Annotated in this window: 28 protein-coding genes; 24 read left to right on the forward strand and 4 right to left on the reverse strand. The window is 64.6% G+C overall.

Annotated features, from left to right (window positions below; all coding sequences use genetic code 11):
* Position 1: 1 nt before the first annotated feature.
* The 5 genes from ACZ41T_RS14555 to ACZ41T_RS14575 all read left to right on the forward strand — a co-directional run bounded on the left by ACZ41T_RS14555 (position 2) and on the right by ACZ41T_RS14575 (position 2754).
* A complete protein-coding gene (locus ACZ41T_RS14555; protein ID WP_464922082.1) occupies positions 2 to 763 on the forward strand; it encodes an S-methyl-5'-thioinosine phosphorylase in 762 nt (253 codons plus the stop codon).
* A 22-nt stretch (positions 764 to 785) separates the two neighbouring features.
* On the forward strand, positions 786 to 1508 hold the full coding sequence (locus ACZ41T_RS14560) for a pseudouridine synthase (RefSeq protein ID WP_464922083.1): 723 nt from the start codon (positions 786 to 788) through the stop codon (positions 1506 to 1508).
* Complete coding sequence (gene def, locus ACZ41T_RS14565; protein ID WP_464922084.1) at positions 1487 to 2020, forward strand: peptide deformylase; 534 nt, start codon at positions 1487 to 1489, stop codon at positions 2018 to 2020. Before ACZ41T_RS14560 ends, def begins: the two co-directional genes overlap by 22 nt.
* 117 nt (positions 2021 to 2137) lie before the next feature.
* Entirely contained in the window at positions 2138 to 2521 is a 384-nt protein-coding gene (locus ACZ41T_RS14570; RefSeq protein ID WP_464922085.1) for a flagellar biosynthesis regulator FlaF, read from the forward strand.
* Positions 2518 to 2754: a hypothetical protein gene (locus tag ACZ41T_RS14575; RefSeq protein ID WP_464922086.1), complete on the forward strand. Its 237-nt coding sequence runs from the start codon at positions 2518 to 2520 to the stop codon at positions 2752 to 2754. The genes ACZ41T_RS14570 and ACZ41T_RS14575 overlap by 4 nt, the downstream gene beginning before the upstream one ends.
* A 1-nt stretch (position 2755) precedes the next feature.
* Here the strand turns inward: ACZ41T_RS14575 and ACZ41T_RS14580 are convergent, their stop codons facing one another.
* From ACZ41T_RS14580 to ACZ41T_RS14595, 4 genes are all read right to left on the reverse strand, one after another.
* Positions 2756 to 5308 carry a [protein-PII] uridylyltransferase gene (locus ACZ41T_RS14580; protein ID WP_464922087.1) on the reverse strand — a complete coding sequence of 851 codons (2553 nt, stop codon included), beginning with the start codon at positions 5306 to 5308 and terminating at the stop codon, positions 2756 to 2758.
* Positions 5305 to 6114, reverse strand: a complete 810-nt coding sequence (gene map / locus ACZ41T_RS14585; RefSeq protein WP_464922088.1) for a type I methionyl aminopeptidase — start codon at positions 6112 to 6114, stop codon at positions 5305 to 5307. The genes ACZ41T_RS14580 and map overlap by 4 nt, the downstream gene beginning before the upstream one ends.
* Positions 6115 to 6239: 125 nt before the next feature.
* Positions 6240 to 6518 (reverse strand): hypothetical protein, encoded by a 279-nt coding sequence (locus ACZ41T_RS14590; protein WP_464922089.1) that lies wholly within the window; start codon positions 6516 to 6518, stop codon positions 6240 to 6242.
* A gap of 35 nt (positions 6519 to 6553) precedes the next feature.
* Positions 6554 to 6907 carry a hypothetical protein gene (locus ACZ41T_RS14595; protein ID WP_464922090.1) on the reverse strand — a complete coding sequence of 118 codons (354 nt, stop codon included), beginning with the start codon at positions 6905 to 6907 and terminating at the stop codon, positions 6554 to 6556.
* Between the two features lie 243 nt (positions 6908 to 7150).
* On the opposite strand from ACZ41T_RS14595, the gene ACZ41T_RS14600 reads away from it, so the two are divergent.
* The 19 genes from ACZ41T_RS14600 (at position 7151) to ACZ41T_RS14690 (ending at position 25234) form a co-directional block, all read left to right on the forward strand.
* Positions 7151 to 7912, forward strand: coding sequence for a response regulator (locus ACZ41T_RS14600; protein ID WP_464922091.1), 762 nt, complete (start codon positions 7151 to 7153; stop codon positions 7910 to 7912).
* Positions 7909 to 9240: an ATP-binding protein gene (locus ACZ41T_RS14605; protein ID WP_464922092.1), complete on the forward strand. Its 1332-nt coding sequence runs from the start codon at positions 7909 to 7911 to the stop codon at positions 9238 to 9240. Before ACZ41T_RS14600 ends, ACZ41T_RS14605 begins: the two co-directional genes overlap by 4 nt.
* Positions 9241 to 9406: 166 nt before the next feature.
* Positions 9407 to 10159: a 30S ribosomal protein S2 gene (gene rpsB / locus ACZ41T_RS14610; protein ID WP_464922093.1), complete on the forward strand. Its 753-nt coding sequence runs from the start codon at positions 9407 to 9409 to the stop codon at positions 10157 to 10159.
* Positions 10160 to 10261: 102 nt separating this feature from the next.
* Positions 10262 to 11134, forward strand: a complete 873-nt coding sequence (gene tsf / locus ACZ41T_RS14615) for a translation elongation factor Ts (RefSeq protein WP_464922094.1) — start codon at positions 10262 to 10264, stop codon at positions 11132 to 11134.
* Positions 11135 to 11140: 6 nt separating this feature from the next.
* A complete protein-coding gene (gene pyrH, locus ACZ41T_RS14620) occupies positions 11141 to 11854 on the forward strand; it encodes a UMP kinase (RefSeq protein ID WP_464922095.1) in 714 nt (237 codons plus the stop codon).
* A 9-nt stretch (positions 11855 to 11863) separates the two neighbouring features.
* Positions 11864 to 12433, forward strand: coding sequence for a ribosome recycling factor (gene frr, locus ACZ41T_RS14625; RefSeq protein ID WP_464922096.1), 570 nt, complete (start codon positions 11864 to 11866; stop codon positions 12431 to 12433).
* Between the two features lie 2 nt (positions 12434 to 12435).
* Positions 12436 to 13179 (forward strand): polyprenyl diphosphate synthase, encoded by a 744-nt coding sequence (gene uppS / locus ACZ41T_RS14630; RefSeq protein ID WP_464922097.1) that lies wholly within the window; start codon positions 12436 to 12438, stop codon positions 13177 to 13179.
* Between the two features lie 22 nt (positions 13180 to 13201).
* Positions 13202 to 14008 (forward strand): phosphatidate cytidylyltransferase, encoded by an 807-nt coding sequence (locus ACZ41T_RS14635; RefSeq protein WP_464922098.1) that lies wholly within the window; start codon positions 13202 to 13204, stop codon positions 14006 to 14008.
* Entirely contained in the window at positions 14005 to 15204 is a 1200-nt protein-coding gene (gene ispC / locus ACZ41T_RS14640) for a 1-deoxy-D-xylulose-5-phosphate reductoisomerase (RefSeq protein WP_464922099.1), read from the forward strand. Before ACZ41T_RS14635 ends, ispC begins: the two co-directional genes overlap by 4 nt.
* On the forward strand, positions 15201 to 16553 hold the full coding sequence (gene rseP / locus ACZ41T_RS14645) for an RIP metalloprotease RseP (protein ID WP_464922100.1): 1353 nt from the start codon (positions 15201 to 15203) through the stop codon (positions 16551 to 16553). The genes ispC and rseP overlap by 4 nt, the downstream gene beginning before the upstream one ends.
* Before the next feature lie 8 nt (positions 16554 to 16561).
* Positions 16562 to 18895: an outer membrane protein assembly factor BamA gene (gene bamA, locus ACZ41T_RS14650; protein WP_464922101.1), complete on the forward strand. Its 2334-nt coding sequence runs from the start codon at positions 16562 to 16564 to the stop codon at positions 18893 to 18895.
* 25 nt (positions 18896 to 18920) lie between these two features.
* The gene (locus ACZ41T_RS14655) at positions 18921 to 19424 is read left to right on the forward strand and encodes an OmpH/Skp family outer membrane protein (RefSeq protein WP_464922102.1); all 504 of its coding nucleotides are present in this window, start codon (positions 18921 to 18923) and stop codon (positions 19422 to 19424) included.
* Positions 19425 to 19490: 66 nt separating this feature from the next.
* Positions 19491 to 20522, forward strand: a complete 1032-nt coding sequence (gene lpxD, locus ACZ41T_RS14660; protein WP_464922103.1) for a UDP-3-O-(3-hydroxymyristoyl)glucosamine N-acyltransferase — start codon at positions 19491 to 19493, stop codon at positions 20520 to 20522.
* On the forward strand, positions 20519 to 20962 hold the full coding sequence (fabZ, locus tag ACZ41T_RS14665) for a 3-hydroxyacyl-ACP dehydratase FabZ (RefSeq protein ID WP_464922104.1): 444 nt from the start codon (positions 20519 to 20521) through the stop codon (positions 20960 to 20962). The genes lpxD and fabZ overlap by 4 nt, the downstream gene beginning before the upstream one ends.
* Positions 20963 to 20969: 7 nt before the next feature.
* Positions 20970 to 21743, forward strand: a complete 774-nt coding sequence (gene lpxA, locus ACZ41T_RS14670) for an acyl-ACP--UDP-N-acetylglucosamine O-acyltransferase (RefSeq protein ID WP_464923991.1) — start codon at positions 20970 to 20972, stop codon at positions 21741 to 21743.
* A gap of 172 nt (positions 21744 to 21915) precedes the next feature.
* Positions 21916 to 23031, forward strand: a complete 1116-nt coding sequence (lpxB, locus tag ACZ41T_RS14675; protein ID WP_464923992.1) for a lipid-A-disaccharide synthase — start codon at positions 21916 to 21918, stop codon at positions 23029 to 23031.
* Positions 23028 to 23633, forward strand: coding sequence for a ribonuclease HII (rnhB, locus tag ACZ41T_RS14680; protein ID WP_464922105.1), 606 nt, complete (start codon positions 23028 to 23030; stop codon positions 23631 to 23633). Before lpxB ends, rnhB begins: the two co-directional genes overlap by 4 nt.
* A 46-nt stretch (positions 23634 to 23679) precedes the next feature.
* Positions 23680 to 24135 carry a CopD family protein gene (locus ACZ41T_RS14685; RefSeq protein ID WP_464922106.1) on the forward strand — a complete coding sequence of 152 codons (456 nt, stop codon included), beginning with the start codon at positions 23680 to 23682 and terminating at the stop codon, positions 24133 to 24135.
* Positions 24136 to 24232: 97 nt separating this feature from the next.
* Positions 24233 to 25234, forward strand: coding sequence for a sodium:calcium antiporter (locus ACZ41T_RS14690; protein WP_464922107.1), 1002 nt, complete (start codon positions 24233 to 24235; stop codon positions 25232 to 25234).
* Positions 25235 to 25236: the final 2 nt, after the last annotated feature.

A 25236-nucleotide genomic window follows, 5' to 3' on the forward strand; every position in this document is an offset into this window, starting at 1 on the left:
CATGCTAGGCATCATCGGCGGCACCGGGCTCACCCAGCTCGCCAATCTTGAAATCACCCACCGCCAGGTGGGGCGCACGCCCTATGGCGAACCTTCGGGCGCACTCATTTTCGGCCGCATCTGCGGGCAGGAAGTGATTTTTCTCGCGCGTCACGGCTACGGCCACACCATTCCGCCGCACGAGGTGAACTACCGCGCCAACCTGTGGGCGCTGAAGGACCATGGCGTCGACCGCGTGGTGTCGGTGGCCACGGTCGGCGGCATTCATCCCGACCTGCTTCCCGGCACGCTGGTCATCCCCGACCAGATCATCGACTACACGCATGGCCGCGCCGCGACGTATTTTGTCGAAAGCGACAAGCCGGTCAGCCACCTCGATTTCACTTTTCCCTATTGCGATGCCATGCGCGCCGCACTGCTGCAGGCCGCGCTCAGCGCCGGTGTCAGCCTGCGCGACGGCGGCGTGTATGGGGCGACGCAGGGGCCGCGCCTGGAAACGGTGGCCGAAATCAACCGCATGGAACGCGACGGCGCCGACATGGTGGGAATGACCGGCATGCCTGAAGCCTATCTGGCGCGCGAGCTGTCGCTTTGTTACGCGGCGGTGGGCGCGGTGGTGAACCATGCGGCCGGGCGCGGCTTGTCGGCCGACGGCATCCAGATGGAGGAAATCCAGCCCGTGCTGGCTGAAGTGATGCTGCAGGTGCGGCATTTGCTGGAACAGCTGGTGACCAACGATGCCGCCGGGCTGTGCAAATTCTGAGCACGTGATGCAGTATCGCCCCATGAAGCTCTACCATGCCCTGCAGTCGCAAGGATTCGGCACGCGCAAGCTCTGCGTGGCGCGTGTGCGGGCGGGCGAGGTCGCAGTCAACGGCGAGGTCTGCGAAGATCCCGAGACCAGGGTCGACCCGGCCCGGCTGGAACTGACGCTGGATGGCGTCGCCTGGGCGTATCGGGAAAAGGCCTATGTGCTGATGCACAAGCCGGCTGGCTACGAATGCTCGCACCACGCCAGCCATCATCCCAGCGTATTTACCCTGTTGCCGCCGCCGCTGGTGCAGCGCGGCGTGCAGTGCGTGGGGCGGCTCGACCAGGACAGCACCGGCCTGCTGCTGGTTTCCGATGACGGCCAGTTCATTCACCGCATGACCTCGCCGAAAAAGGGCGTGGCCAAGGTTTACCGTGCCGTCTGTGCCGAGCCGGTGAGCGACGCCATGCTGGACGCCCTGCGCAGCGGTGTGCAGCTTAACGACGAGCCTGCGCCGATTGCCGCGCTGGCGTGCGAAAGGCTCGACGAGCGCTCGCTGCGGCTGACGCTGGCCGAGGGCAAATACCATCAGGTCAAGCGTATGGTCGGCGCGACCGGCAATCGGGTGGAGCGTCTGCACCGCGAAGCCATCGGGCTGTTTGCCTTGCCCGCCGACCTGCCGCCCGGCAGCTGGCGCTGGCTGGAGACCGCCGACCTGAAGAAACTGGAGCAATCATGGCCATCCGCGACGTCCTGAAGATGGGCGATCCGCGCCTGCTGGAACCGGCCCGCCCGGTGGAGGACTTTGCCTCAATCGAGTTGGCGCAGCTGATTGTCGACATGCACGACACCATGCGTGCGCTCAACGGCGCCGGCCTGGCGGCGCCGCAAATCGGTGTCGGCCTGCAGGTGGCAATTTTCGAGGTTGAGGCCAATCCGCGTTATCCGGACGCCGAAAGCGTGCCGTTCACGGTGCTGATCAATCCTGTATTGGCACCTCTGTCCGACGCCATGGAAGAGGGCTGGGAAGGCTGCCTGTCGGTGCCGGGCATGCGCGGGCTGGTGCCGCGCCACGCCGACTTGCGCTACCAGGGATTCGATGCGGCGGCCCAGCCGATCGACCGCAGCGTGAGCGGTTTCCATGCCCGCGTGGTACAGCACGAGGTCGATCATCTGCACGGCGTCCTTTACCCGATGCGCATCCGCGACCTGCGCGATTTCGGTTTCACCGAGACCCTGTTTCCGGGCCAGAATCTGCAGGACGATTGACGGGATCTCGGCACGTTCGGGCACGAATTTAGCTTGCCTAAAGTTGTTCCTGTCCTCGCCGCTAACTTGTAGCGTAAGTGTGGGCAAGACGCCCCGGCACAGGCAACAAGGACAACAATGAGCCCGGAACAACCGATTCAGCAGACCCCGCGCCGCATTAACCCCGCCGACGCAAAAATGGGCGAGGCGGCCCGGCTCGACGCCATCGCCGCCCAGTTGATGGCGGTGCAGCGGCACTGGAACGACCCCAACCGCGAATTTTATCTGGCCGCGGCGCTAAAGGCCAGCCGGGATGCCTGGCATGCGATTCAGACCGCGCTGGCTGAAGGCGTGCTGACGCTGCCGCTGGAGGTGCAGCACAACCTCTTGATTTTGTCGGTGTACGCCGACAGCAAAATCAGTTCATGCGAAGCTATTTCCAGTGCCGACACGCTGGGCAGCCTCATTGCGCTGACGCGCACGCTGGCGAGCAGCCTGAAAGAATGGCGGGCGGCGGCATGAAGGCGCCGCAGTTTGTCCTGCCGGATCGGGATATCTGTCCGGCCAGAATATCGGTTGTCGCCGTGGACGTTGGAACAACGGTACGCCCGGGGCGCGTCCGCAACCGCACCAAGACCGAGCCGGACGGAAAGGTCAAGAAGCCTGCCGACGGCGTGCGCAAGAAATCGCCGCCTGCCCGCAAGGCGCCCCCGCGCGGGCGTTACGTCGACGAATACGCGCGCCCCGCCAGCTGAGTCACTTCTTCAGCGCTTCGCGTATTTCGGTCTCCAGCGCCTCGCGTCCCGCAGGGGCCTGCAGGGCCTCTCCCCGGATCAGAAAAGTATCCTCGACCCGCTCGCCCAGGGTGTCGATCTTGGCGGCATAGACGCTCACGTCGTGCTGCATCAGCACCTCGGCTATCGCAAACAGCAGCCCCCCGCGATCCGCACAGGTGATCGACAGGATGTGGCCGCGCCCTTGTGAATCGGCTTCCAGCTTGACCGTGGTCGGGTAGGGGTGGTGACGCTGGTGGCGCGACAGGCGGCCGCGCGGCACCGGCTGCATCGGGCGTGCCGGATCGAGATCGCGCGCCAGTTCGTGCTCTACGAAGTTCAGGAAATCGCGGTAATGAATGCCGCGATTGGCCAGATCCATGACCTGAAAACTATCGAGTGCATAGCCATGGCGGGTGGTGTGGATCTTGGCTTCGAGGATGGTGTACTGGATGCGGGCGAAAAAACCGCAGATGCGGGCAAACAGGTCGGGCCGGTCGGGCGTGTAGACCAGCACCTGGATGCCCTCGCCGGCCGGTGACAGCCGCGCCCGCACGACGGCGTCCGGGCTGTCGGTGCGGCGCCACAGCATGCGTGCCTGCCAGGCCATGTCGCGGGCATCGAAGCGGACGAAATAGCGTTCGTCGAGATGCCGCCACAGTGCGTCGGCCGCATCGGCGGGCAGGCCGTACAGGGCAACATTGACACGGGCTTCGTTCTGCTTGGCGGCAATGTCGGGGAGGGTAACGTCGCCCGCCAACCGGGCGCGGGCAGCATAGTAGAGGTCTTCCAGCAGCTTGCCTTTCCAGGCGTTCCAGACCTTGGGGCTGGTGCCGCGGATGTCGGCCACGGTCAGCAGATAGAGCGCCGTCAGATGATGCAGGTCGCCAACTCTGGCTGCAAAGGCGGTGATCACCTGGGGGTCGCTGATGTCCTCTTTCTGCGCGGTGCGCGACATCACCAGATGCATGTTCACCAGCCAGCCAACCAGTTCGCTGTCGTGCCTGTCGAGTCCGTGCTGGCGGCAAAACCGCCGCGCATCGACTGCGCCCAGCTCGGAATGGTCGCCACCGCGGCCCTTGGCGATATCGTGAAACAGCGCTGCCAGATACATCAGTTCGGGTTTGTCGAAGGCGGCGATCAGCCGGCTGGCGAGCGGGAGTTCGTGCGCAAATTCCGGCACGGTGAGGCGTCGTATGTTGCGCAGCACGGTAAGGATGTGTTCGTCCACCGTATAGACATGGAACAGGTCATGCTGCATCTGCCCGACGACACGGCCGAACGCCGGGATGTAGCGTGCCAGCAGCCCGTAGCGGTGCATCGCGCGCATGGCCCGGGTGATGCCGGCCGGCTGGCGCAGCAGCAGCATGAACAGCGCGCGGTGCACCGGATCGGCGCGGAAGGCGGCGTCGATGCGGGTGCAGCCGCGCCACAGCGCGCGCAGCGTGCCCGGCTCGAATCCGGCCAGTTCCGGATGCTGGGCGTAGACGATGAAGGCGTTCAGCAGGGCATCGGGCTTGCGCTCGAACAGGTCGGTCGCACGTGCTTCAAGCAGCCTCGCACGCACCTGGAAATCGGCGTCGATCGGTTGCGGCGGCGCGGTTACCGGAAACAGCCGGACCCGCAGCGACTGGATGAGGATGTCGTTGGCGCGCTGGATCAGTTTGGCCGCACGATAATACCTCTGCATCAGGCGCTCGCCCGCGCGCTTATGCGCGGTGGTGGCGAGGCCCAGGCGCTCGGCGAGATCGGCCTGGTAATCGAATGCCAGGCAGTCTTCACGCCGCCTGGCCAAAATATGTAGATGAATCCGCAGCGCCGACAGGGCGCGCTCTTCGCGCACAATGCGGTGCGCCTCGGGGCGGGTCAGCAGGCCGGCGCGCGCGATGCCGCTCCAGCCGCCGGTGATGCCGCAGGCTTGCGCCAGCCAGTGGATGGTGTGCAGGTCGCGCAGGCCGCCGGGGCTGTCCTTCAGGTTGGGTTCGAGCTTGTAGGCGCTGTCGTCGAAGCGGGCGTGGCGCGCCTGCTGCTCGGCCAGCTTGCCGTTGAAAAAATGCTGGGCGTCGAAGCGCGCCCGAAAGCGGCGGTCGAATTTGTCGAACAGGGCGGCGGCACCCAGCACGAAGCGCGCTTCCAGCAGGTTGGTTTCCACCGTGATGTCGGCGTCGGCCTCGGTGACGCAGGCCTCTACGGTGCGCACGCTGTGGCCGATTTCCAGCCCGACGTCCCAACACGTCTGCACCCAGTTTTCCAGGGTGGCCCGCTGTTCGGCGGTGGGGTCGTGCGGCAGCAGCATCAGCACGTCCACATCCGAGCCGGGAAACAGCTCGCTGCGCCCGTAGCCGCCGACGGCGGCGAGGCAGAAACTGGCGGGCAGGGCCAGTCGGGCGCCGATTTCAGACAACACGCCGTCGACCAGCGCGGTGTGGCGGGTCAGGTAGCGGGCGGCGGAGGGGGTTTCAAGATAGGCCGCGGCCAGTGCCGCGCGGCCCGATTTGAGCCGCTCGCGAAGATCGGCGAACGGCAGATTGCTCACGCGGCGTGGAGGATGTGTTCGGGGATGGCCGGGCTGCCGGCCGACAGGGTCAGCACTTCATGGCCGTTGTCGGTGACCAGTACCGTATGTTCCCACTGCGCCGACAGGCTGCGGTCCTTGGTGACGATGGTCCAGCCGTCGTTCATCTGGCGGATGTCGCGGCGCCCGGCATTGATCATCGGTTCGATGGTGAAGGTCATGCCGGGCTCCAGCACCAGGCCGGTGCCGGCCTTGCCGTAGTGCAGCACCTGTGGATCCTCGTGGAAATCACGGCCGATGCCGTGGCCGCAGAATTCGCGCACCACGCTGTAGCCATGGTTTTCGGCGAAGCGCTGGATGGCGTGGCCGATGTCGCCCAGGCGGGTGCCGGGTTTGACGTGGGAGATGCCGATCCACATCGCTTCGTAGGTCACCTGAATCAATCGTCTGGCCTGGATCGATACGTCGCCCAGCGCGAACATGCGGCTGGTGTCGCCGTGCCAGCCGTCCTTGATCACGGTGATGTCGAGATTCACGATGTCGCCATTCTTCAGCACCTTGTCGCTCGGCACGCCGTGGCAGATCTGGTTGTTGACCGAGGTGCAGATCGACTTGGGGTAGGGCACGTGGCCGGAAGGCGCGTAGTTCAATGGCGCCGGGATGGTGCCCTGCACGTTCACCATGTAGTCGTGGCACAGCCGGTCGAGTTCGCCGGTGGTGACGCCGGGTTTGACGAAGGGCGTGATGTAGTCGAGCACTTCCGAGCCGAGCCGGCCCGCAACGCGCATGCCCTCGATTTCGGTGCCGGTTTTGATGGTGACGGTCATGGTGCTGGGAGCAGGAATCAAAGCCGCATTCTAGCTTGACCGGTGCATGCCCAAAAACCTGTGCGGAACAGGGATAAAAAAGGGACGCCTGCTGGCGTCCCCCGTTTCCGTTCCGGTACGGATTTCTACAGTGAAGGCAGAGTGTTCGCGTCGCTCGTTTGCTCACGGTTCTCGTTACGGTTCTCGTAACGATTCTCCTGGTATTGAGCGTCGCCGCTCTGCGAGCCGTCGCGTTTCTGGGTGCGTTCCTGGGTGCCTTGGCTATGGTCGGCACTGGATGCATTGCCGCCGCCCATGCCACCGCCACCGCCACCGCCACCGCCACCGCCACCCCTGGCGTAGACCGCGCCGCTGGCGAGGCTGGTTGCAAGTAAAACGAGGGAAAGAACTTTCAAGGATTTCATATTGCGCTCCTGGGTAATGAATGCTGCCTGTAAAATCACCGGCCTCGACGTCCCGCGCCACGAGACGCGCCCGCTGCCGCGCCACTGCTCGCGCCCGAACCTTGCGTGTCCCGATGGCGATGTTCGTAACCCGCACCGTATGGCAGGCTGGACGGGGAGGAACCGGCATTCGGTCCATTCCCGGTCTGGGCCGGCGCTTGCAGGTTGCGCAACACCGTTTCGTCGGACATTTCGTCGTGCGCGGGGGCATGCGACGGCATGTCCCGCGGCAGCGACAGGTTGAGGGGGCGTGCATGCGCGGCAGGCGCCTTTTCCTGTCCGTCAGCGGCCATGGCGGGGGACGCCAGGGACAGCAGGCACGGCAGCAGGATCAGGGTCGGTCGCATCATGGTCGGGTTCGAGGCTGGATGTGCGCCGTCACCATTGACGGCGTGGAAGGAATTTTCGGCGCGCAGGGTGACCGCGGCATGTCTGTCGGGTGGCAGCGAGTGTCGGTGTGTGTCAATGTGTGTCGAGTCGACGTGAAGCATTCCAGGTCGGGTAGGATAATCCACCGTGACATAGCCCGTCGAGCACGGCCCCGCATCCGTCCGGCGAAACCGGTGCGCCTCCTGGAGCCTTTTGTTTATCGCATGATGCAATCCTGTCCACCCGATCCATCGCAAGCCGCAGTGTCGCGGACAGGTACCGCGCGCGCCCGCATTCTGGTGGTTGACGACGATCCCGGCATGCGAAGCCTGCTGAAAGTCTATCTGGGCGACAGCGGCTTTGCCGTGGAAACGGCAGGCGATGGCGCGGCCATGTGGCAGCTGCTGGCGCATGGTATGCCCGACGCCATCGTGCTCGACCTGATGCTGCCCGGCGAGGACGGCCTGTCGCTGGCGCGGCGCCTGCGTGACCGGTCGAACGTGCCCATCCTCATGCTGTCGGCGCGCGGCGAGGAAATCGACCGCGTGGTTGGGCTGGAAATGGGCGCCGACGATTACCTCGCCAAACCCTTCAGTCCACGCGAACTGCTGGCGCGCCTGCGAGCGCTGCTGCGGCGCAGCCAGGCGCGGGTGCCGGCGGTCGCGCCCGCCGCGAGCGCCGCATTCGGGCCTTATCGGCTCGACATCGCCAGCCATCGGCTGACCCGGGACGGCGTCGAGATCAAGCTGTCGACTGCCGAATCCGCCCTGCTGCGCATCCTGGTCGAGCATCCATTGCGGGTGCTGTCGCGCGACACGCTGATCGACATGCTGAAAGGCTACGAGCGCGATCCGTTCGATCGTAGCGTCGACACCCGCGTCACCCGCCTGCGCCGCAAGATCGAGGCCAATCCAGGTGAGCCGGTGTACATCCGCACCGTGCGCGGCGAGGGCTATCTGTTCAACCCGCGCGGCAGCGAGGCGTGAAGCTGTCGTCGCGGCTCAGTCTGACGCAGCAGAACGCCCTGCTGCTGGTGGCGTTCCTTATCGCGTTTGAACTGGTGACGGCCGCGGCCGCCGCCTATTTCCTCATGTTGCCGATGGCGCGCCGCTCGGCGGCCGACCTGGCCGGACTAATGACCCTGTCGGCGCAGACCTGGAGCGAACTGCCGCCGGTCACTCGCCCCGCTTTCGAGATTGAGCTGTCGCGCGCGCATGACCTGGCGTTGCGGGCCGAGCCGCCCGAGGGAGCGGAAGTCCCCGCCTGGCGCGAGCCCTACCTGAAAATCCTGGTGGAGGCCTTGAGCGCGCGCCTGGGAGAGCCGGTGGTCAGCTCCCGCGAGCGGGTCGGCGACAAGGAATGGCTCTGGGTATCGCTTCCAGCCGGCGGGGGCCGTCTTTCGGTGGGCTTGCCGCACAGCCGCATCGGCTCGCGCCCGATCCATGCCCTGCTGGTCTCGCTGGCGGGCGGCGTGCTGCTGGCCCTGTTTGCGGCCTGGTGGCTGGCGCGCCGCACCACGCGTCCGCTGCAGCGCCTGCAGCAGGCGGCGACCTCGCTGGGGCGCGGGCAGACCCCGGAGCGTCTGCCCGAAACCGGCCCGCGCGAAATCGCCGCCTTGAGCCGCCGTTTCAACGAGATGGCGAAACAGGTGGAAGACCTGCTGGCCGCCCGCACCGTTTTGCTGGCCGGCGTCTCGCACGACCTGCGCACGCCGCTGGCGCGGCTGCGGCTGGCGGTGGAAATGCTGGTGCGCAGGCCCGGACCGGAGCTGGCGGCGCAGGTGGAGGGCGACATCGAGGCGATGGACCGCCTGATCGGCGACGTGCTGACGCTGGCGCGCGGCTTCGGTCACGAGGCGAGCCAGCCGGTGGCACTGGCCGACCTGCTGGCCGACCTGGTGCGTGCCACCCCCGGTGCGTCCGGCAGAGTGCAGATCGAGACGCCCGATATCACGCTCGAGGCACCCACCGACGCGCTGCGCCGCATTCTCGCCAACCTGCTGGAAAACGCGCTGCGCTATGGCGGCGACCAGCCGGTCACGCTGCGTGCAGGGGGGACCGACGGCGTCTGCCGCATCGGTGTGCTCGACCGCGGCCCCGGGATTCCGCCGACCGAGCTGGAAGCGGTGTTCCGCCCGTTTTATCGGCTGGAAGCATCGCGCAGCGCCAGCACCGGCGGTTTCGGGCTGGGGCTGGCCATCGTGCGCCAGCTGGCAGCGGCGCAGGGCTGGCAGGTGACGTTGCAGGCGCGCACCGGCGGCGGCCTGGCGGCCTGGCTGGAACTTCCGTTGCAGCAGGCGGGACAGACGCGTTAAAGGATGTTTCTCCTTGAAATGGGAGCCTTATCGAATTAGAATCACGGGCTGTCCGAAATCGTTCGGACAAATTCGCACACCTGTCATTAAAGGGTGGCGGCGCGTTCAGGCCCAAACAAACGCGCAGCTGCTGACGGGTGGAGGCTCAACCCTTTAGGAGATTTTCATGTCTGTCACCATGCGTCAAATGCTGGAAGCCGGTGTCCACTTCGGTCACCAGACCCGCTTCTGGAACCCCAAGATGGCCCCGTTCATTTTCGGGAATCGCAACAAGATACATATCGTCAACCTGGAAAAAACGCTGCCGATGTTCCAGGTGGCGCAAAAATTCGTGCGTCAGCTGTCCGCCAACAAGGGCAAGGTGCTGTTTGTCGGCACCAAGCGTGCCGCGCGCGACATCGTGCGCGAAGAGGCCCAGCGCGCCGGCATGCCTTATGTCGACAACCGCTGGCTGGGCGGCATGCTGACCAACTTCAAGACGGTCAAGCTGTCGATCAAGCGGCTGAATGAGCTGGAAGCCGCACTGGCCGAACCGGGCCGTTTATCGAAAAAAGAAACCCTCACCATGCAGCGCGAAGCCGACAAGCTGAACCGTAGCCTGGGCGGCATCCGCGAAATGGGCGGCGTGCCTGACGCACTGTTCATCATCGACGTCGGCTACCAGAAGGGCGCCGTGGTCGAGGCCAAGAAGCTGGGCATCCCGGTGATCGGCGTGGTCGACACCAACAACAGCCCGGAAGGCGTGGATTACATCATCCCCGGCAACGACGACTCGGCGCGCGCGATTCGCCTGTATGCCCGCGGCATGGCCGATGCAGCCCTGGAAGGCCGCGCTCAGGTCGTCAGCGAGATCGTCGGCGGCGAAGAGTTCATCGAGATGGAAGAAGAGATGGAAGAAGACGCGCCTGCTGCCGAATAAGCGCGACGCACCGCAACATCGCCGGGGTATGTTCCCGGCGAACGCATTTTGAGGAGGGGCGTTGGCCCCTCTTTTCATATAGAAACTGGATGGGAGTACGAAATGGCAGAAATTACTGCAGGCATGGTCAAGGAACTGCGCGAAAAAACCGATGCGCCGATGATGGATTGCAAGAAAGCGCTGTCGGAAGCCGGCGGCGACATGCAGAAGGCGGAAGAAATCCTGCGCGTGCGCTTCGGCAACAGGGCTGCCAAGAGCGCCAGCCGCGTGGCGGCCGAAGGCGTCGTGACTATCGCGATCAGCGCCGACGGCAAGTCGGCCGCCATGGTGGAAGTCAACAGCGAGACCGACTTCGTAGCGAAGAACGACGATTTCCTGGCACTTTCCAACGCGCTGGCCGAGATGGTACTGAACCAGAACCCGGCCGATGTCGCCGCGCTGTCCGCGCTGCCTTACAAGGGCGCCACGGTGGAAGCCGTCCGCACCGAACTGGTCGGAAAAATCGGTGAGAACATGTCGGTGCGCCGCTTCGTGCGCCTGGACGGTCAGGGCAAGTTCGCCAGCTACATCCACGGCGGCAAGATCGGTGTGCTGGTCGATGTGAGTGGCGACGAAGCGCTCGCACGCGACATTGCCATGCATATTGCTGCGGCCAAACCGAAGTCGCTGGACGCGTCGGGCGTGCCGCAGGCACTGATCGACACGGAGCGCCGCGTCGCGATCGAGAAGGCCAAGGAAGCCGGCAAGCCGGAAGCCATGCTGGAAAAGATTGCCGATGGCACCGTGCAGAAATACCTCAAGGAAGTCACCCTGCTGTCGCAGCCCTTCGTCAAGGACGACAAGCAGAGTGTCGAGCAGGTGCTGAAGTCGAAGAACTCGCAGTGTCACGGTTTCGTGGTGTACGTGGTGGGCGAAGGCATCGAGAAGAAAGTGTCGGACTTCGCCGCCGAAGTCGCGGCGGCTGCCCAGGTCTGAGCGGGAATGGTGCCGGTTCGACGCATCCTGCTGAAGCTTTCCGGCGAAGCCCTGATGGGGCCGGATAGCTTCGGCTATCACGCCGACACCATGGCCGGATTTGTCGGCCAGATCCGCGAGGTGATGGCGCTGGGCGTACAGGTCGGCATCGTGGTCGGCGGCGGCAACCTGTTTCGCGGCGCCACCGGCGCTCTGTCCGGGATGAACCGCGCCAGTGCGGATTCAATGGGCATGCTGGCCACGGTGATGAATGCGCTGGCTTTCAGGGATGCCCTGCAGCAGGCGGGTGTCGATGCGCGGGTGCAAACTGCGGTCCATATCGCGCACGTCGGCGAGGACTTCGAGCGTGACGCGGCGGTGCGGCATCTGGAAGCGGGGCGGGTGGTGATCTTTGGCGGCGGCACGGGCAATCCGTTCTTCACCACGGATACCGCAGCAGCCCTGCGTGCGGCCGAGATCGGCGCCGACCTGCTGCTGAAGGCGACCAAGGTCGACGGCGTCTACACCGCCGACCCGAAGAAGGATGCGAATGCCCGGCGCTACGAAACGCTGAGTTTCGACGAGGCGATCGCCAACAATCTGGCGGTGCTGGATACCGCCGCCTTTGCCCTGTGCCGCGAACAGAATCTGAACCTGGTCGTGTTCAATGTCTTCAAGCCCGGCGCGCTGCGGCGCGTGGTGATGGGCGAAGATGAAGGCACGCGCGTAAGCTTATGTTGAGGAGTTGAAATGGCTGAAACCACCATTACCGAGATCAAGCAGTCCGCCGAACAGAAAATGGGCAAGACGCTGGAAGCGTTGAAAAACGATCTGGCCAAGGTGCGCACAGGGCGCGCCCACACCGGTATTCTCGATCACGTCATGGTCGACTACTACGGCAGCCCGACGCCAGTGTCGCAAGTGGCCAGCGTGTCGCTGGTCGATTCGCGTACCCTGGGTGTGCAGCCGTACGAAAAGAACATGGTCGGCAAGATCGAGAAAGCAATTCGTGATGGCGATCTGGGCCTGAATCCGGCGACGCACGGCGATATCATCCGTGTGCCGATGCCCTCGCTGACCGAAGAGCGCCGCCGCGACCTGATCAAGGTGGTGCGCAACGAAGCCGAAGGCACGCGCGTCGCGGTGCGCAATATCCGCCGCGATGCCAACGGCACGCTCAAGGACATGGTCAAGGCCAAGACCGCGACCGAGGACGAGGAGCGCCGCACCCAGGACGAGGTACAGAAGCTGACCGACAAGTACATCGGCGAAATCGACAAGATGCTGGCCGACAAAGAGAAAGATTTGCTCGCGGTCTGAGCATGCCCGGTGTGTCCATCCTGGCGAAGCGAACCGTCGATGTGCCGCGGCACATCGCCATCATCATGGATGGCAATGGCCGCTGGGCGAAGCGGCGGCTGATGCCGCGCGTGGCCGGACACCGCAAGGGTGTCGAGGCACTGCGCGGGGTGATCCGCGCCTGCGCCGAGCGCGGCGTGTCGCATCTCACGGTTTTTGCCTTCAGTTCGGAAAACTGGCGGCGTCCGCAGGAAGAGGTCACCCTGCTGATGGAGCTGTTCATGCGCGCGCTGGAGAATGAAGTCGCGCGGCTGCATGAAAACGACATCCGCTTTCGCGTCATCGGCGACCTGTCGGGATTTTCTGCGCGCATCCAGGCCCTGATCCGTGACGCCGAGGCGCTGACCCGCGACAACACCCGCCTGACCTTCACCGTGGCCGCCAATTACGGCGGACGCTGGGACATCGTGCAGGCGGTGAAAAAGCTGATTGCGGCGGGGGCGGCAGCGGAAGATGTGGATGAAACCGCGCTGGTGCAGCAGCTCAGCATGGCCGAAGCGCCCGAGCCGGACCTGTTCATACGCACCGGCGGCGAGCAGCGCGTCAGCAATTTTCTGCTGTGGCAGCTGGCCTACACCGAGCTGTATTTCACCGATGCGCTGTGGCCCGACTTCGACGCGGCGGCGCTGGATCTGGCGATCGCCTCCTACCGCAGCCGCGAACGCCGCTTTGGCCGCACCAGCGAACAGGTTCGGCCCGTGTCGTGACGGCCTGCCGGGGACTGCATTCATGACACCTCTTTTCAGACGGGTGCTTACCGCCGCACTGTTGCTGGCCGTGTTCGTGCCGGCCGTGCTGTGGGCGCCTGCGTGGCTGTGGGCGATCCTGATGGCCGGGCTGATCGGCATGGCCGCCTACGAATGGGCGCACCTGAGTCGTTTCCCGCCGCTGTCCGCGCGCGCCTATGCGGGGCTGCTGACGCTGTGTGCGCTGGCCTTGCCCTGGCTGCTGGCCGCGGACTGGCCGGGCTATCAGACCGCGCTGATCCTGCTGGCCGTCGTATTCTGGTTGCTGGTCGCACCGTTGTGGCTGCTGGGCCGCTGGCGTGCGGCGCATCCCTTCGTGCGGGCCGTGGTCGGCGTGGCGGTGCTGCTGCCGACCTGGGCGGCATTGCTGTATCTGCATGCGCGCGGCCCCGGGGTGCTGCTGGGCGTGATGGCGATCGTCTGGATTGCCGACACCGCCGCTTATTTTGCGGGGCGCCTCTTCGGTCGCCACAAGCTCGCACCCGTCATCAGCCCCGGCAAGACCTGGGAAGGCGTCGCGGGCGCATTCGTTGCCGTCGTGCTGTATGCGGCGGTCCTGAGCGCGGTGGTCGGAATGCCGCTGCTGTCGCTGCTGATCATGGTGTCGGGCCTGCTGTATCTGTCGGTGCTGGGCGATCTGTTCGAATCCTGGATCAAGCGTCTCTCCGGCATGAAGGACAGCGGCAGCATGCTGCCCGGCCATGGCGGGGTGCTCGACCGCATCGACGCCCTGACGTCCACCCTGCCGATCGCCACCGGCCTGTTGATGTGGCTGGAGCGCTCCGCATGACTGCCAGCGGCATGAAGCCGCGCGTCCTCACCATCCTCGGCGCCACCGGCACCATCGGCGTCAACACGCTCGATGTGGTGGCGCGCCACCCTGACCGTTTCGAAGTTTTCGCGCTGACCGGGGCGACGCAAGTCGAGCGCATGCTCGAGCAGTGCCGCACCCATCGTCCGCGTTTTGCGGTGATGAGCGAGCCGGCCACGGCCGCCGTTCTGCGCGCGCGGATTGCCGAAGAAAAACTTCCGGTGACGGTGCTCGAAGGCGCCGCCGCCCTGATCGAGGTGGCGACCGCGCCCGAGGTCGACACCCTGATGGCGGCGATCGTCGGCGCTGCCGGGCTACCGGCCACGCTGGCGGCCGCGCAGGCGGGCAAGCGCATCCTGCTTGCCAACAAGGAAACCCTGGTGGTGTCCGGCCAGCTGTTCATGGACGCCATCGCCGCCAGCGGCGCCGAGCTGCTGCCGATCGATTCCGAGCACAACGCCATCTTCCAGGCATTGCCACGCGACTTCAGCGGCGACTTCCAGCAGGCCGGGGTGAAGGCGCTGTGGCTCACCGCGTCCGGTGGTCCGTTCCGCACCCTGTCGGCCGAGGCCATCGCCGCGGCGACGCCGGCGCAGGCGGTGGCGCACCCCAACTGGGTGATGGGCAAAAAGATCTCGGTCGATTCGGCGAGCCTGATGAACAAGGGGCTTGAAGTGATCGAGGCGCGCTGGCTGTTCAACGCGCGCCCCGAGCAGATCAAGGTGGTGGTGCATCCGCAGAGCATCGTGCATTCGATGGTCGAATACACCGACGGCTCGGTGATCGCGCAGATGGGCACGCCCGACATGCGCACGCCGATCGCCTACGCGCTGGGTTTTCCCGAGCGCATCGATGCGGGCGTCTCCGTGCTCGAGCTGATCGGCCGGCAGCTCACCTTCGAGACGCCCGACACCGCGCGCTTCCCGTGCCTGCAGCTGGCGTTCGACGCGCTCGTCGCGGGCGGCAGCGCGGCGGCGGTGCTGAACGCGGCCAACGAAGTGGCGGTCGCGCGCTTTCTGGACGGCGCGGTGCCGTTCAGCGCCATTGCCGCCAGTATTGCCTACACGCTCGACACGCTGGCGGGCGGGGCGGCCGATACGCTGGAGGCCCTGCTCGAAGCCGACCGCCAGGCACGTAGTGTGGCCGAAATTTACCTTGATCGGGTTCTGGTATGAGCGTGCTGAGCACTATTCTCTGGTTTCTCGTCGCCATTGGTATTCTGGTGGTGGTGCACGAATTCGGCCATTATCTCGCGGCGCGGCTGGCCGGCGTCAAGGTGCTGCGCTTCTCGGTCGGTTTCGGCAAGCCCCTGCTCAGCCGCCGCTTCGGCCGCGACCGGACCGAGTGGGTGCTGTCCGCGCTGCCGTTCGGCGGTTACGTCAAGATGCTCGACGAGCGCGAGGGCGAAGTGCCGGCCGCAGAGGCACACCGCAGCTTCAACCGCGCCACCGTGTGGCGGCGCTTCGGCATCGTCTCGGCAGGGCCGATTGCCAACTTCCTGCTCGCCATCGTGTTTTACTGGGCGCTGTTCCTGCATGGACTGCCGGCGATGAAGCCGATGATCGGCGAGCCGCCCGCCGGCACCCCGGCGGCGCAGGCCGGCCTGGCGGCAGGCGACGAGATTCGCCGCGTCAACGGCAACGAGACGCAGTCGTTCCAGGATTTACGGCTGAATCTGCTGCGCGCGGGCGTGGCGGGTGACGCGCTTGTACTGGAGCTGGCGAACGGCCGCAGCGTGCGGCTCGATGCCGCGCCGATGCAGACCGAGAACCTGGAACAGGACATCCTGCGCCCGCTGGGCATCGTGCGCTACGATCCGGAGATCGAGCCGGTCATCGACAAGGTATTGCCGGACGGTGCCGCCGCGCGTGCAGGTTTGCGGGCAGGCGACCGGGTGATCGCCGCCAACGGCACGTCGATGGCGAACTGGCAGGACCTGGTGCAATCGGTTCGCCGGCACCCGGCCAAGCCATTGCGCATCGAATACGAGCGGCAAGGGCAGCGGGGTGAGCTGACCGTCGTTCCCGACGCGGTGGACGAAGCCGGCGAGCGCGTCGGCAAGATCGGCGCCGGCCCCAAGATCGATGAATCGACGCTGGCCGCGCTGATGACCGAAGTGCGCTATGGTCCGATCGATGCGCTGTGGCACGGCGCCGTCAAGACCTGGGACATGAGCCTGTTCACGCTGGAGATGATGGGGCGCATGGCGATGGGCCAGGTGTCGTGGAAAAACCTGTCCGGCCCGCTGACCATCGCCGACTACGCGGGGCAGAGCGCCGCCCTCGGCTGGGTCAGTTTTGTCGGCTTTCTGGCGCTGGTGAGCGTGAGCCTGGGCGTGCTCAATCTGCTACCCATCCCGCTGCTGGATGGCGGGCACCTCATGTATTATGTGGCCGAAGTTTTCACCGGTCGTCCGGTATCCGAACGCACCATGGAGATCGGTAGCCGGGTCGGCTTGATTCTGCTGCTGCTGCTGATGTCGTTTGCCCTGTTCAACGATTTGCAACGCCTGATAGGCGGATGATAACAACCATGACCCCGAGCCGTTTGACGCTTGCCCTTGCAGCTGTGTTTGCCGTACAACCCGTGTTCGCCGCGGAGCCCTTCGTCGTCAAGGACATCCGGGTCGAAGGCATCCAGCGCACCGAGGCGGGAACGGTGTTCAGCTACCTGCCGGTCAAGGTCGGCGAGGTGATGACCGACGAGAAAACCGCGGCGGCAATCAAGGCGCTCTACGCCACCGGATTTTTCAAGGATGTGCAGCTGGAGGCGCGCGACGGCGTAGTGATCGTCACCGTTGAAGAGCGCCCTTCGATCGCCACCATCACCCTTAAAGGCATCAAGGTGTTTTCCGCGGATGACCTGAAGGCCGGCCTCAAGCAGACCGGCCTGGCCGAAGGCCGCGTGCTTGACCGCGCCATGCTCGACAAGGCCGAACAGGAACTGCAGCGGCAGTACTTCAACCGCGGCAAGTATGCGGTGGAAATCAAGTCCACGTTGACGCCGCTGGAGCGCAACCGGGTCGCCGTGCAGTTCGACGTGGTGGAGGGCGACAGCGCCAGAATCCAGCAGATCAACATCGTCGGCAATCGGGACTTCAAGGAAAAGGAATTGCTGAAAGAGTTCGGCTCCACCACCCCGGGCTGGATGACCTGGTATACCAAGAGCGACCAGTATTCCAAAACGCGGCTGGCCGGCGATATCGAGGCGCTGCGCTCGTTCTACCTCAACCGCGGCTACCTTGAGTTCAATGTCGACTCCACCCAGGTGTCGATTTCGCCCGACAAGCAGGGTATCTACATCACCGTCAACGTCACCGAGGGCCCGCAATACACGGTATCCGACGTCAAGCTGGCGGGACAGATGCTGGTGCCCGAGGCCGAACTGTGGAAGCTCGTCACCGTCAAGCCGGGCGAGGTGTTCGTGCGCGACCGCCTGACCGAGACCACCAAGAAAATCGGCGACCGCCTCGGCAATGACGGGTATGCGTTTGCCAACGTCAACGCGGTGCCCGAGCTCGACAAGGAGAAGCTGACGGTTGCCTTCACCCTGTTCATCGATCCCGGCCGCCGCGTCTACGTGAACCGGGTCAACGTCGCGGGCAACACCAAGACCCGCGATGAAGTGGTGCGCCGCGAAATCCGGCAGATGGAAGGCGCCTATTACGACGCCGAAAAGATCAACCGCTCACGCGACCGCCTCAACCGCCTGGGCTATTTCAACGAAGTCAACATCGAAACGCCGAGCGTGGCCGGCACCACCGACCAGGTCGACGTCAACGTCAGCGTGACCGAAAAGTCGACCGGCAACATCATGCTGGGTGCGGGTTTCTCGTCGTCGGACGGCCTGGTGCTGTCGGGTTCGGTGTCGCAGGCCAACATCTTCGGCACCGGCAACCGGATGACGGCGCAGGTCAACTCGGGCAGCGTCAATACCGTGTATTCGCTGTCGTACACCAACCCCTACTACACCATCGACGGCATCAGCCTGGGCTACGATCTGTACCGGCGCGACGTCGATGCGGACGACGATAACGACGACATCAGCGATTACACTACTAAGACCTACGGTGCCGGGGTGCGCCTCGGCCTGCCGATCAACGAGCGCGATACCATCTCTTTCGGTATGGCCTACGAGCAGACCTCGCTTAAGGTTATCGACGACCTCGATACATCGAATGAAAGCATACAGGAACGATTTGTCCGTGAATTCGGCGAGGACAATGACACCTTTCGCCTGGATGTTTCCTGGGCGCGCGATACCCGCAACAGCTTCCTGTTCCCGACCAGGGGCTTATTCCAGCGGATAGCGGCGGAAGTCGGCACCCCGCTCGGCAGCCTGGAATACTACAAACTGTCCTTCCAGCATCAGCAGTTCTTCCCGCTGAGCAAGAGCTTCACTCTCATGCTAAACGGTGAGGCGGGGATCGGCGGTGGCCTGTCGGGCAAGCCCTTGCCATTCTTCAAGAACTTCTATGCGGGCGGCACCAGTTCGGTGCGTGGCTTTGGAAACGGCACGCTGGGACCGAAGGATGTCTACGGCGACGCGCTCGGCGGCGACACGCGGCTGGTCGGCAATGCGGAACTCTTCTTCCCCTTGCCTGGACTCAAGGATGACCAGTCGCTACGCATGTCGGCCTTCATCGATACGGGTGCCGTTTGGGGCACGTCTGACGGCAACCCCTCGAATCCATACAATGGCTTGTATGAGACTTTTTCGTTCAAAGACTTGCGTTATTCGGCAGGGGTAGCCATTTTGTGGGTCTCGCCGCTTGGCCCGCTCAAATTCAGCCTGGCGCAGCCGCTGGTCGAGAAGGATGGCGACGAGACCGAAGTGTTCCAATTCACCTTTGGCAATGTGTTCTAAGGGTTAGCCGTTACCGGAGTATTTAATGATGAAATTCAAGCCGTTTGTCGTTTCCCTGATTCTGGCGTCCGCCTTTGCGGCCGTTCCCGCCCTGGCCGACACCAAGATCGGTTTCGTCAACACTGAAAAGCTGTTGCGCGAAGCTCCGCTGTCGGTCGCCGCACAGAAAAAACTGGAGCGCGAATTCGCCACGCGCGATCAGGAATTGCAGAAACTCGCCAAGCAGGCGCGCGATCTGCAGCTGCAACTCGACAAGGATGGCGTGACCATGTCGGACAGCGAGCGCAAGGCGAAGGAGCGCGACCTCGGCAACCTCAACCGCGATCTGCAGCGCCAGGGGCGCGAGTTCCGCGAAGACCTCAACCTGCGGCGTAACGAAGAACTGGGACAGATCCAGGAGCGTGCGCGCAGGGCGATTCAGGAGATCGCGCGCGCCGAGAAATTCGATCTGGTCATCGAGCAGGCGGTCTATGTCGACCCCAAAAACGACATCACCGACCGCGTGATGAAGGCGCTGGGCGGGAAATAAAACAAGCCGGCGCGGAAAACGACGCCGACATGGAAATAAACCTTTCGCGGAAAGTAAACCCATCCTATGGCTGTAACGCTGGCAGCGCTGGTCGCCCGTTTTGGCGGGGAACTCGTGGGCGATGGCGCACAGACGGTGAGTCAGGTTGCGCCGCTGGATCGCGCCACGCCTGACGAAATCGGCTTCGTCTCGCAGGAAAAGTATCTCTCCCAACTGACGAGCACCCGCGCGGGTGCGGTCATTCTGCCGGCGGATGCGCGTGACGCCACCGGCCTGCCGCGCATTCTCACGCCCAATCCCTACCTCTATTTCGCGCGCGTCTCGGCCCTGCTGAATCCTCCGCCGCGTCCGCCTGCGGGGGTGCATCCCGCGGCGACGGTCGCGCCGGACGCGGAGATCGCTGCCGACGCCAGCATCGCAGCCGGCGTCGTGATCGGCAGCGGCGCGGCGATCGGCGCCCGCACCGTGGTCGGGCCCAACTGCGTGGTCGGCGACCATGCCCGCGTCGGCACCGATTGCCTGCTGCACGCCAATGTCACCGTCTATCACCGCTGCGAAGTGGGCGACCGCGCCATCCTGCATTCGGCATGCGTCATCGGCTCCGACGGCTTCGGCTTTGCGCCGAGCGAAGGCCGCTGGGAAAAAATCCCGCAGATCGGCCGTGTACTGATCGGCGACGATGTCGAGGTCGGTGCCTGCACCACCATCGACCGCGGCGCACTGGAAGACACGGTGATCGAGGAAGGCGTCAAGCTCGACAACCTGGTCCAGGTCGCACATAACGTGACGATTGGCGCGCATACCGTGATCGCAGCCTGCACCGGCATCGCGGGCAGCGCGAAGATCGGCCGCCACTGCATGATCGGCGGCGCGGCGATGATTTTCGGCCACATCGAGATCGCCGACGGCACCCGCATCTCGACCAACACCCTGATCACCAAGTCGCTGCCGAAGGCAGGCACCTACACCTCGGCGCCGCCGTTCACCGAACACGAGGTCTGGCAGAAGAACGCCGTCCACATGCGCAACCTCGACAAGCTGGTGAACCGCGTCAAGCAGCTCGAAAAACGCCTCAATGAACTGGAAAGCAAATCATGATCATGGAAATCGAGCAGGTCATGCAGTACCTGCCGCATCGCTACCCCTTCCTGCTGATCGACCGGGTCATCGAGATGGAGCTTGGCAAAACCATCACCGCGATCAAGAACGTCACCATCAACGAACCGTTTTTCCCCGGCCACTTCCCCGGCGCGCCGGTGATGCCGGGCGTGTTGATCCTGGAAGCGATGGCCCAGGCGGCGGCGATCCTGTCCTTCAAGACCAGGAACATCGCGCCGGAAGATATCGGCATCGTCTACTTCGCCGGCATCGACGCCGCGCGCTTCAAGAAGCCGGTCAAGCCGGGCGACCAGCTGGTGCTCAAGGTCGGAATCGTGCGCGAGATGCGCGGCATCTGGAAATACACCGGGCGCGCCGAAGTGGACGGCGTCCTGGTGGCCGAAGCCGAACTGATGGCCACCCTGCGCGACAAGCCCTGACATGTCGATGATGATTCACCCCACCGCGCTGGTCGCTGCGGGCGCCCGGCTTGCGGACGACGTCGAGATCGGCCCTTATACGATCATCGGCGAGCACGTCGAGATCGGCGCCGGCACCACGGTCGGCGCCCATGCCGTGATTACCGGCCATACTCAAATCGGTGCGCACAACCAGATCTTCCATTTCGTCTCGCTCGGCGAGGTGCCGCAGGACAAGAAATACGCCGGCGAGCCGACGCGGCTTGAAATCGGCGACCACAACGTGATTCGCGAGTTCTGCACCTTCAACACCGGCACCGTGCAGGACCGTGGCGTGACGACGATCGGCAGCCACAACTGGATCATGGCCTACGTCCACATCGCGCACGACTGCGTGGTGGGCGACCGCACCATCTTCGCCAACAATGCCTCACTGGCGGGGCACGCCGAAGTCGGCGACTGGGTGATCCTCGGCGGCTTCACCGGCGTGCACCAGTTCTGCAAGGTTGGCGCCCACGTGATGACCGGCATCTCCAGCGTGGTATTCAAGGACATTCCGCCCTTCATCATGGCGTCCGGTCAGCCCGCCGCGCCGCATGGTCTGAACAGCGAAGGCCTCAAGCGGCGCGGGTTTTCAGCCGAGGCACTGGCCGCGCTGAAGCGCGCCTACAGGATTCTCTATCGCGAAGGCAACACGCTCACCGAGGCCCAGGCCAAGCTCGCGACCGAGGCGGCGAACCACTCTGAAGTCCGGCAGCTACTCGATTTTCTCGCGCGCTCCGAGCGCGGCATCATCCGGTGATGGCAGCTTGGCGACATCGTGAATTCACACGCCCTCGCTTGTCTTTTGGCTGATATGAACGATTTTGTTCAGCCGGACGTAGGGTCGGCTACGCCGCTTCTTCTCAAAATGTCCCTATCAACCAAAATCCTGCGCGATCATTGTGCGAATTCATGAAGTCCCCAAGCTCGGCGTGGTCGCCGGCGAAGCGTCCGGCGATCTTCTGGGCGCGCATTTCATTGCCGCGCTGAAACAGAGACGCCCGGACTTACGCACCGCAGGCATTGCCGGCCCCGGGCTGATCGAAGCCGGCGTCGAGGCGATCTATCCGAGCGAAAAACTGGCGGTCAACGGTTACGTCGAGGTGCTGCGACATTTGCCCGAATTGCTGTGGATCCGTTGGCGTATCGCCCGCTATTTCCTGCATGAACGGCCGCGCGTCTTCGTCGGCATCGACGCGCCGGATTTCAATTTCACATTGGAAGCCAGGCTCAAACAGGCCGGCATCCCCACCGTGCACTTCGTCAGCCCGTCGATCTGGGCGTGGCGGCCCGAGCGCATTCATCGAATCAAGGAAGCCGTCTCGCACATGCTGGTGGTGTTCCCGTTCGAGGAGCAGATCTACCGCGACGCCGGCATCCCGGTCACTTACGTCGGCCATCCGCTGGCCGACGTGATCCCTTTGGAACCTGATACCGCCGCAGCACGAACGCTGTTGGGACTGGCAGCCGGCCCCGTAATCGCACTGCTGCCGGGCAGCCGGCTGAGTGAAGTGGCGCGGCATGCGCGGCTGATGCTCGACGCCGCGATGCGCATTCGCCGACGCCACCCCGACGCACAGTTCGTGCTGCCCGTCGCGAGCGAGGCCGCCGCACGGCTGGTCCGGCAGGCGGCGCAGGGACTGGATCTTCCGCTGCAGGTTCTGGATGGCCGGTCGCACACTGTGCTGGCGGCGTGCGACGTCGCGCTGGTGGCCTCCGGTACCGCCACCCTCGAAGCTGCGCTGTTCAAGAAACCCATGGTCATCACCTACCGCGTGCCCGCGCTCACCGCCTACCTGATGCGCAAGAAAGCGCTGCTGCCGTGGATCGGCCTGCCGAACATTCTGGCGCGCGATTTCGTGGTGCCGGAACGGGTGCAGGAAGCCGCCACGCCGGAGAATCTGGCAAACGACGCGCTGGCCTGGCTCGACGACGCGCCGCGCCGGGAAGCGGCGATCGAAATCTTTCGCACGATGCACGTGAGCCTGCGGCAGAACGCCAGCGCGCGTATCGCCGAGGCGGTGCAGCCTTATCTGGAGGGTGCATGACATCGCGCCAGCCCGCCGTCCTGCACGTGGGGCCGCTTGGGCTGTGCGGCGTCGACGAGGCCGGCCGCGGTCCGCTGGCGGGGCCGGTGATGGCGGCGGCGGTCATGCTAAACCCCGCGCAGCCGATCGCCGGCCTGCGCGACTCCAAGAAACTTTCCGCCACCGTACGCGAGCGTCTGGCCGACGAGATTCGCCTGTACGCGGTCGCCTGGTGCGTGGCCGAGGCCAGCGTCGCCGAGATCGACCGGCTGAACATCCTGCAGGCGACCCTGCTGGCGATGCAGCGCGCCGTCGCCGGTTTGCGGACACCGCCGGACGACGTCTGGGTCGACGGCAACCGCTGCCCCGACTGGGCGTGGCGCTCGCAGGCGGTGGTCAAGGGCGACGACAAGGTGGCCGCGATCGCCGCCGCTTCGATCCTGGCCAAGACCGCGCGCGATCAGTACATGTGCCGGTTGCATGATGATTACCCGGCCTACGGCTTTGCCCGCCACATGGGCTACGGCACCGCCGCGCACCTGGCAGCCTTGCAGGCGCACGGCGCCTGCCCACAGCACCGGAGGAGCTTTTCCCCGGTTAAGAGCCTATTTCTGCTGAAATAGGCTCTGTCGTACTTGATCAATCCGTTTTGTTTTGAAAGGAAGTCCCGTGAATGTCTCGTTATTTCTGCATGTGTTGGGCGTCGTCGTCTGGGTCGGCGGCATGTTCTTCGCCTACATGGCACTGCGTCCGGTGGCTGCCAGCGTGCTCGAACCGCCGCAACGGCTCACCCTGTGGGCCGGCGTGTTCGGCAAGTTCTTCCCCTGGGTGTGGGCCTCGGTGGCGCTGATCCTGCTAACCGGCCTGCACATGCTGGCGCTGGTCGGCGGCATGGCCGCACCGCACTACGCCATGGCCATGCTGGCGCTCGGCGTGCTGATGATGCTGATTTTCGCGCAGGTGTTTTTCATTCCCTATAAAAAGCTCAAGCGCGCGGTCGGCGAACAGAACTGGAAAGCCGGCGGCGCAGCGCTGGCGCAAATCCGCATGCTGATCGGCATCAACCTCAGCCTGGGGTTGCTGACGATTGCGGTGATGTTTCTCGGACGCGCCCTGGCGCCCTGATCAGGGGTGAAAATCGCCTTCGGCCGGGGGTGAAAAAGCGGGTAGGGCGGCAGCATCCGGGCTGCTAGAATCGCGGCTTTCCTCCTGGCGGCCGCTCATGCTGTTTCTCGAACTCTTCGGTTATCTGCTGCTCATCCTGGTGGCGGCGGAAATCTTCGTCAACGCGCTCGAACACCTGGGCGAAAAACTCAAAATTTCGGAAGGCGTGACCGGCTCGCTATTCGCTGCGGTCGGCACCGCCATGCCGGAAACCCTGGTGCCCTTGCTGGCGATCTTTGCCGGCACCGGCAATGCTGCGGTCAACGAGGAAATCGGTGTTGGCGCGATTCTCGGCGCGCCTTTGATGCTGTCGACGCTGTCACTGTGCCTGATGAGCGTGGCGGTGCTGAAGCGGCGTGGTCTGCTGGGCTACCTCACGCCGGAGAAGTCCGGCCTCAAGCGTGACCTGGACTTCTTCCTGATGGCCTTCCTGCTGGCGTTTGTCGCCATGTTCATTCCGCACGGCGAAGGCTGGGTGCGTGGGAGCATCGCCTTCGCCATGGTGACGATCTACTTCGTGTATGTGATGCTGACGCTGCGCGCGTCGGCCGGTCTGGTGCAAGACGGCCACGCCACCGAGGCCGGCTCGCCGATGCTGCTGAGCCGCCTGGGCGCGCCGCAGAACCTGTTTTTCATCCTGGTGCAGCTGGTGCTGGGCCTGGCGCTGCTGGTCACCGGCGCCAAGGGCTTCATTCACGGCGTGGAAGCCGCCGCACCCATCATCGGCATTTCCGCGCTGTTGCTATCGTTATTGATCATTCCGATCGCGACCGAACTGCCGGAAAAGGTGAATTCGATCCTGTGGATCCGCAAGCGCAAGGACACCCTGGCCTTCGGTAATATCACCGGCGCGATGGTGTTCCAGGGCACGCTGTTGCCTGCCATCGGCATTTCATTGACACCGTGGGCGCCGCAAAAGGAAGTGCTGCTGGGGGTGCTGATCACTCTGATCGCGGCATTCTGGCTGCGCTGGGCGGCGCTGAATGGTGGCCTGCGCGTGTGGCACCTGTTCGTCAACGGCGCTCTGTACGTGACCTATCTGACCGCGGTTCTGGTCTGATA

The organism is Thiobacillus thiophilus, assembly GCF_055378705.1.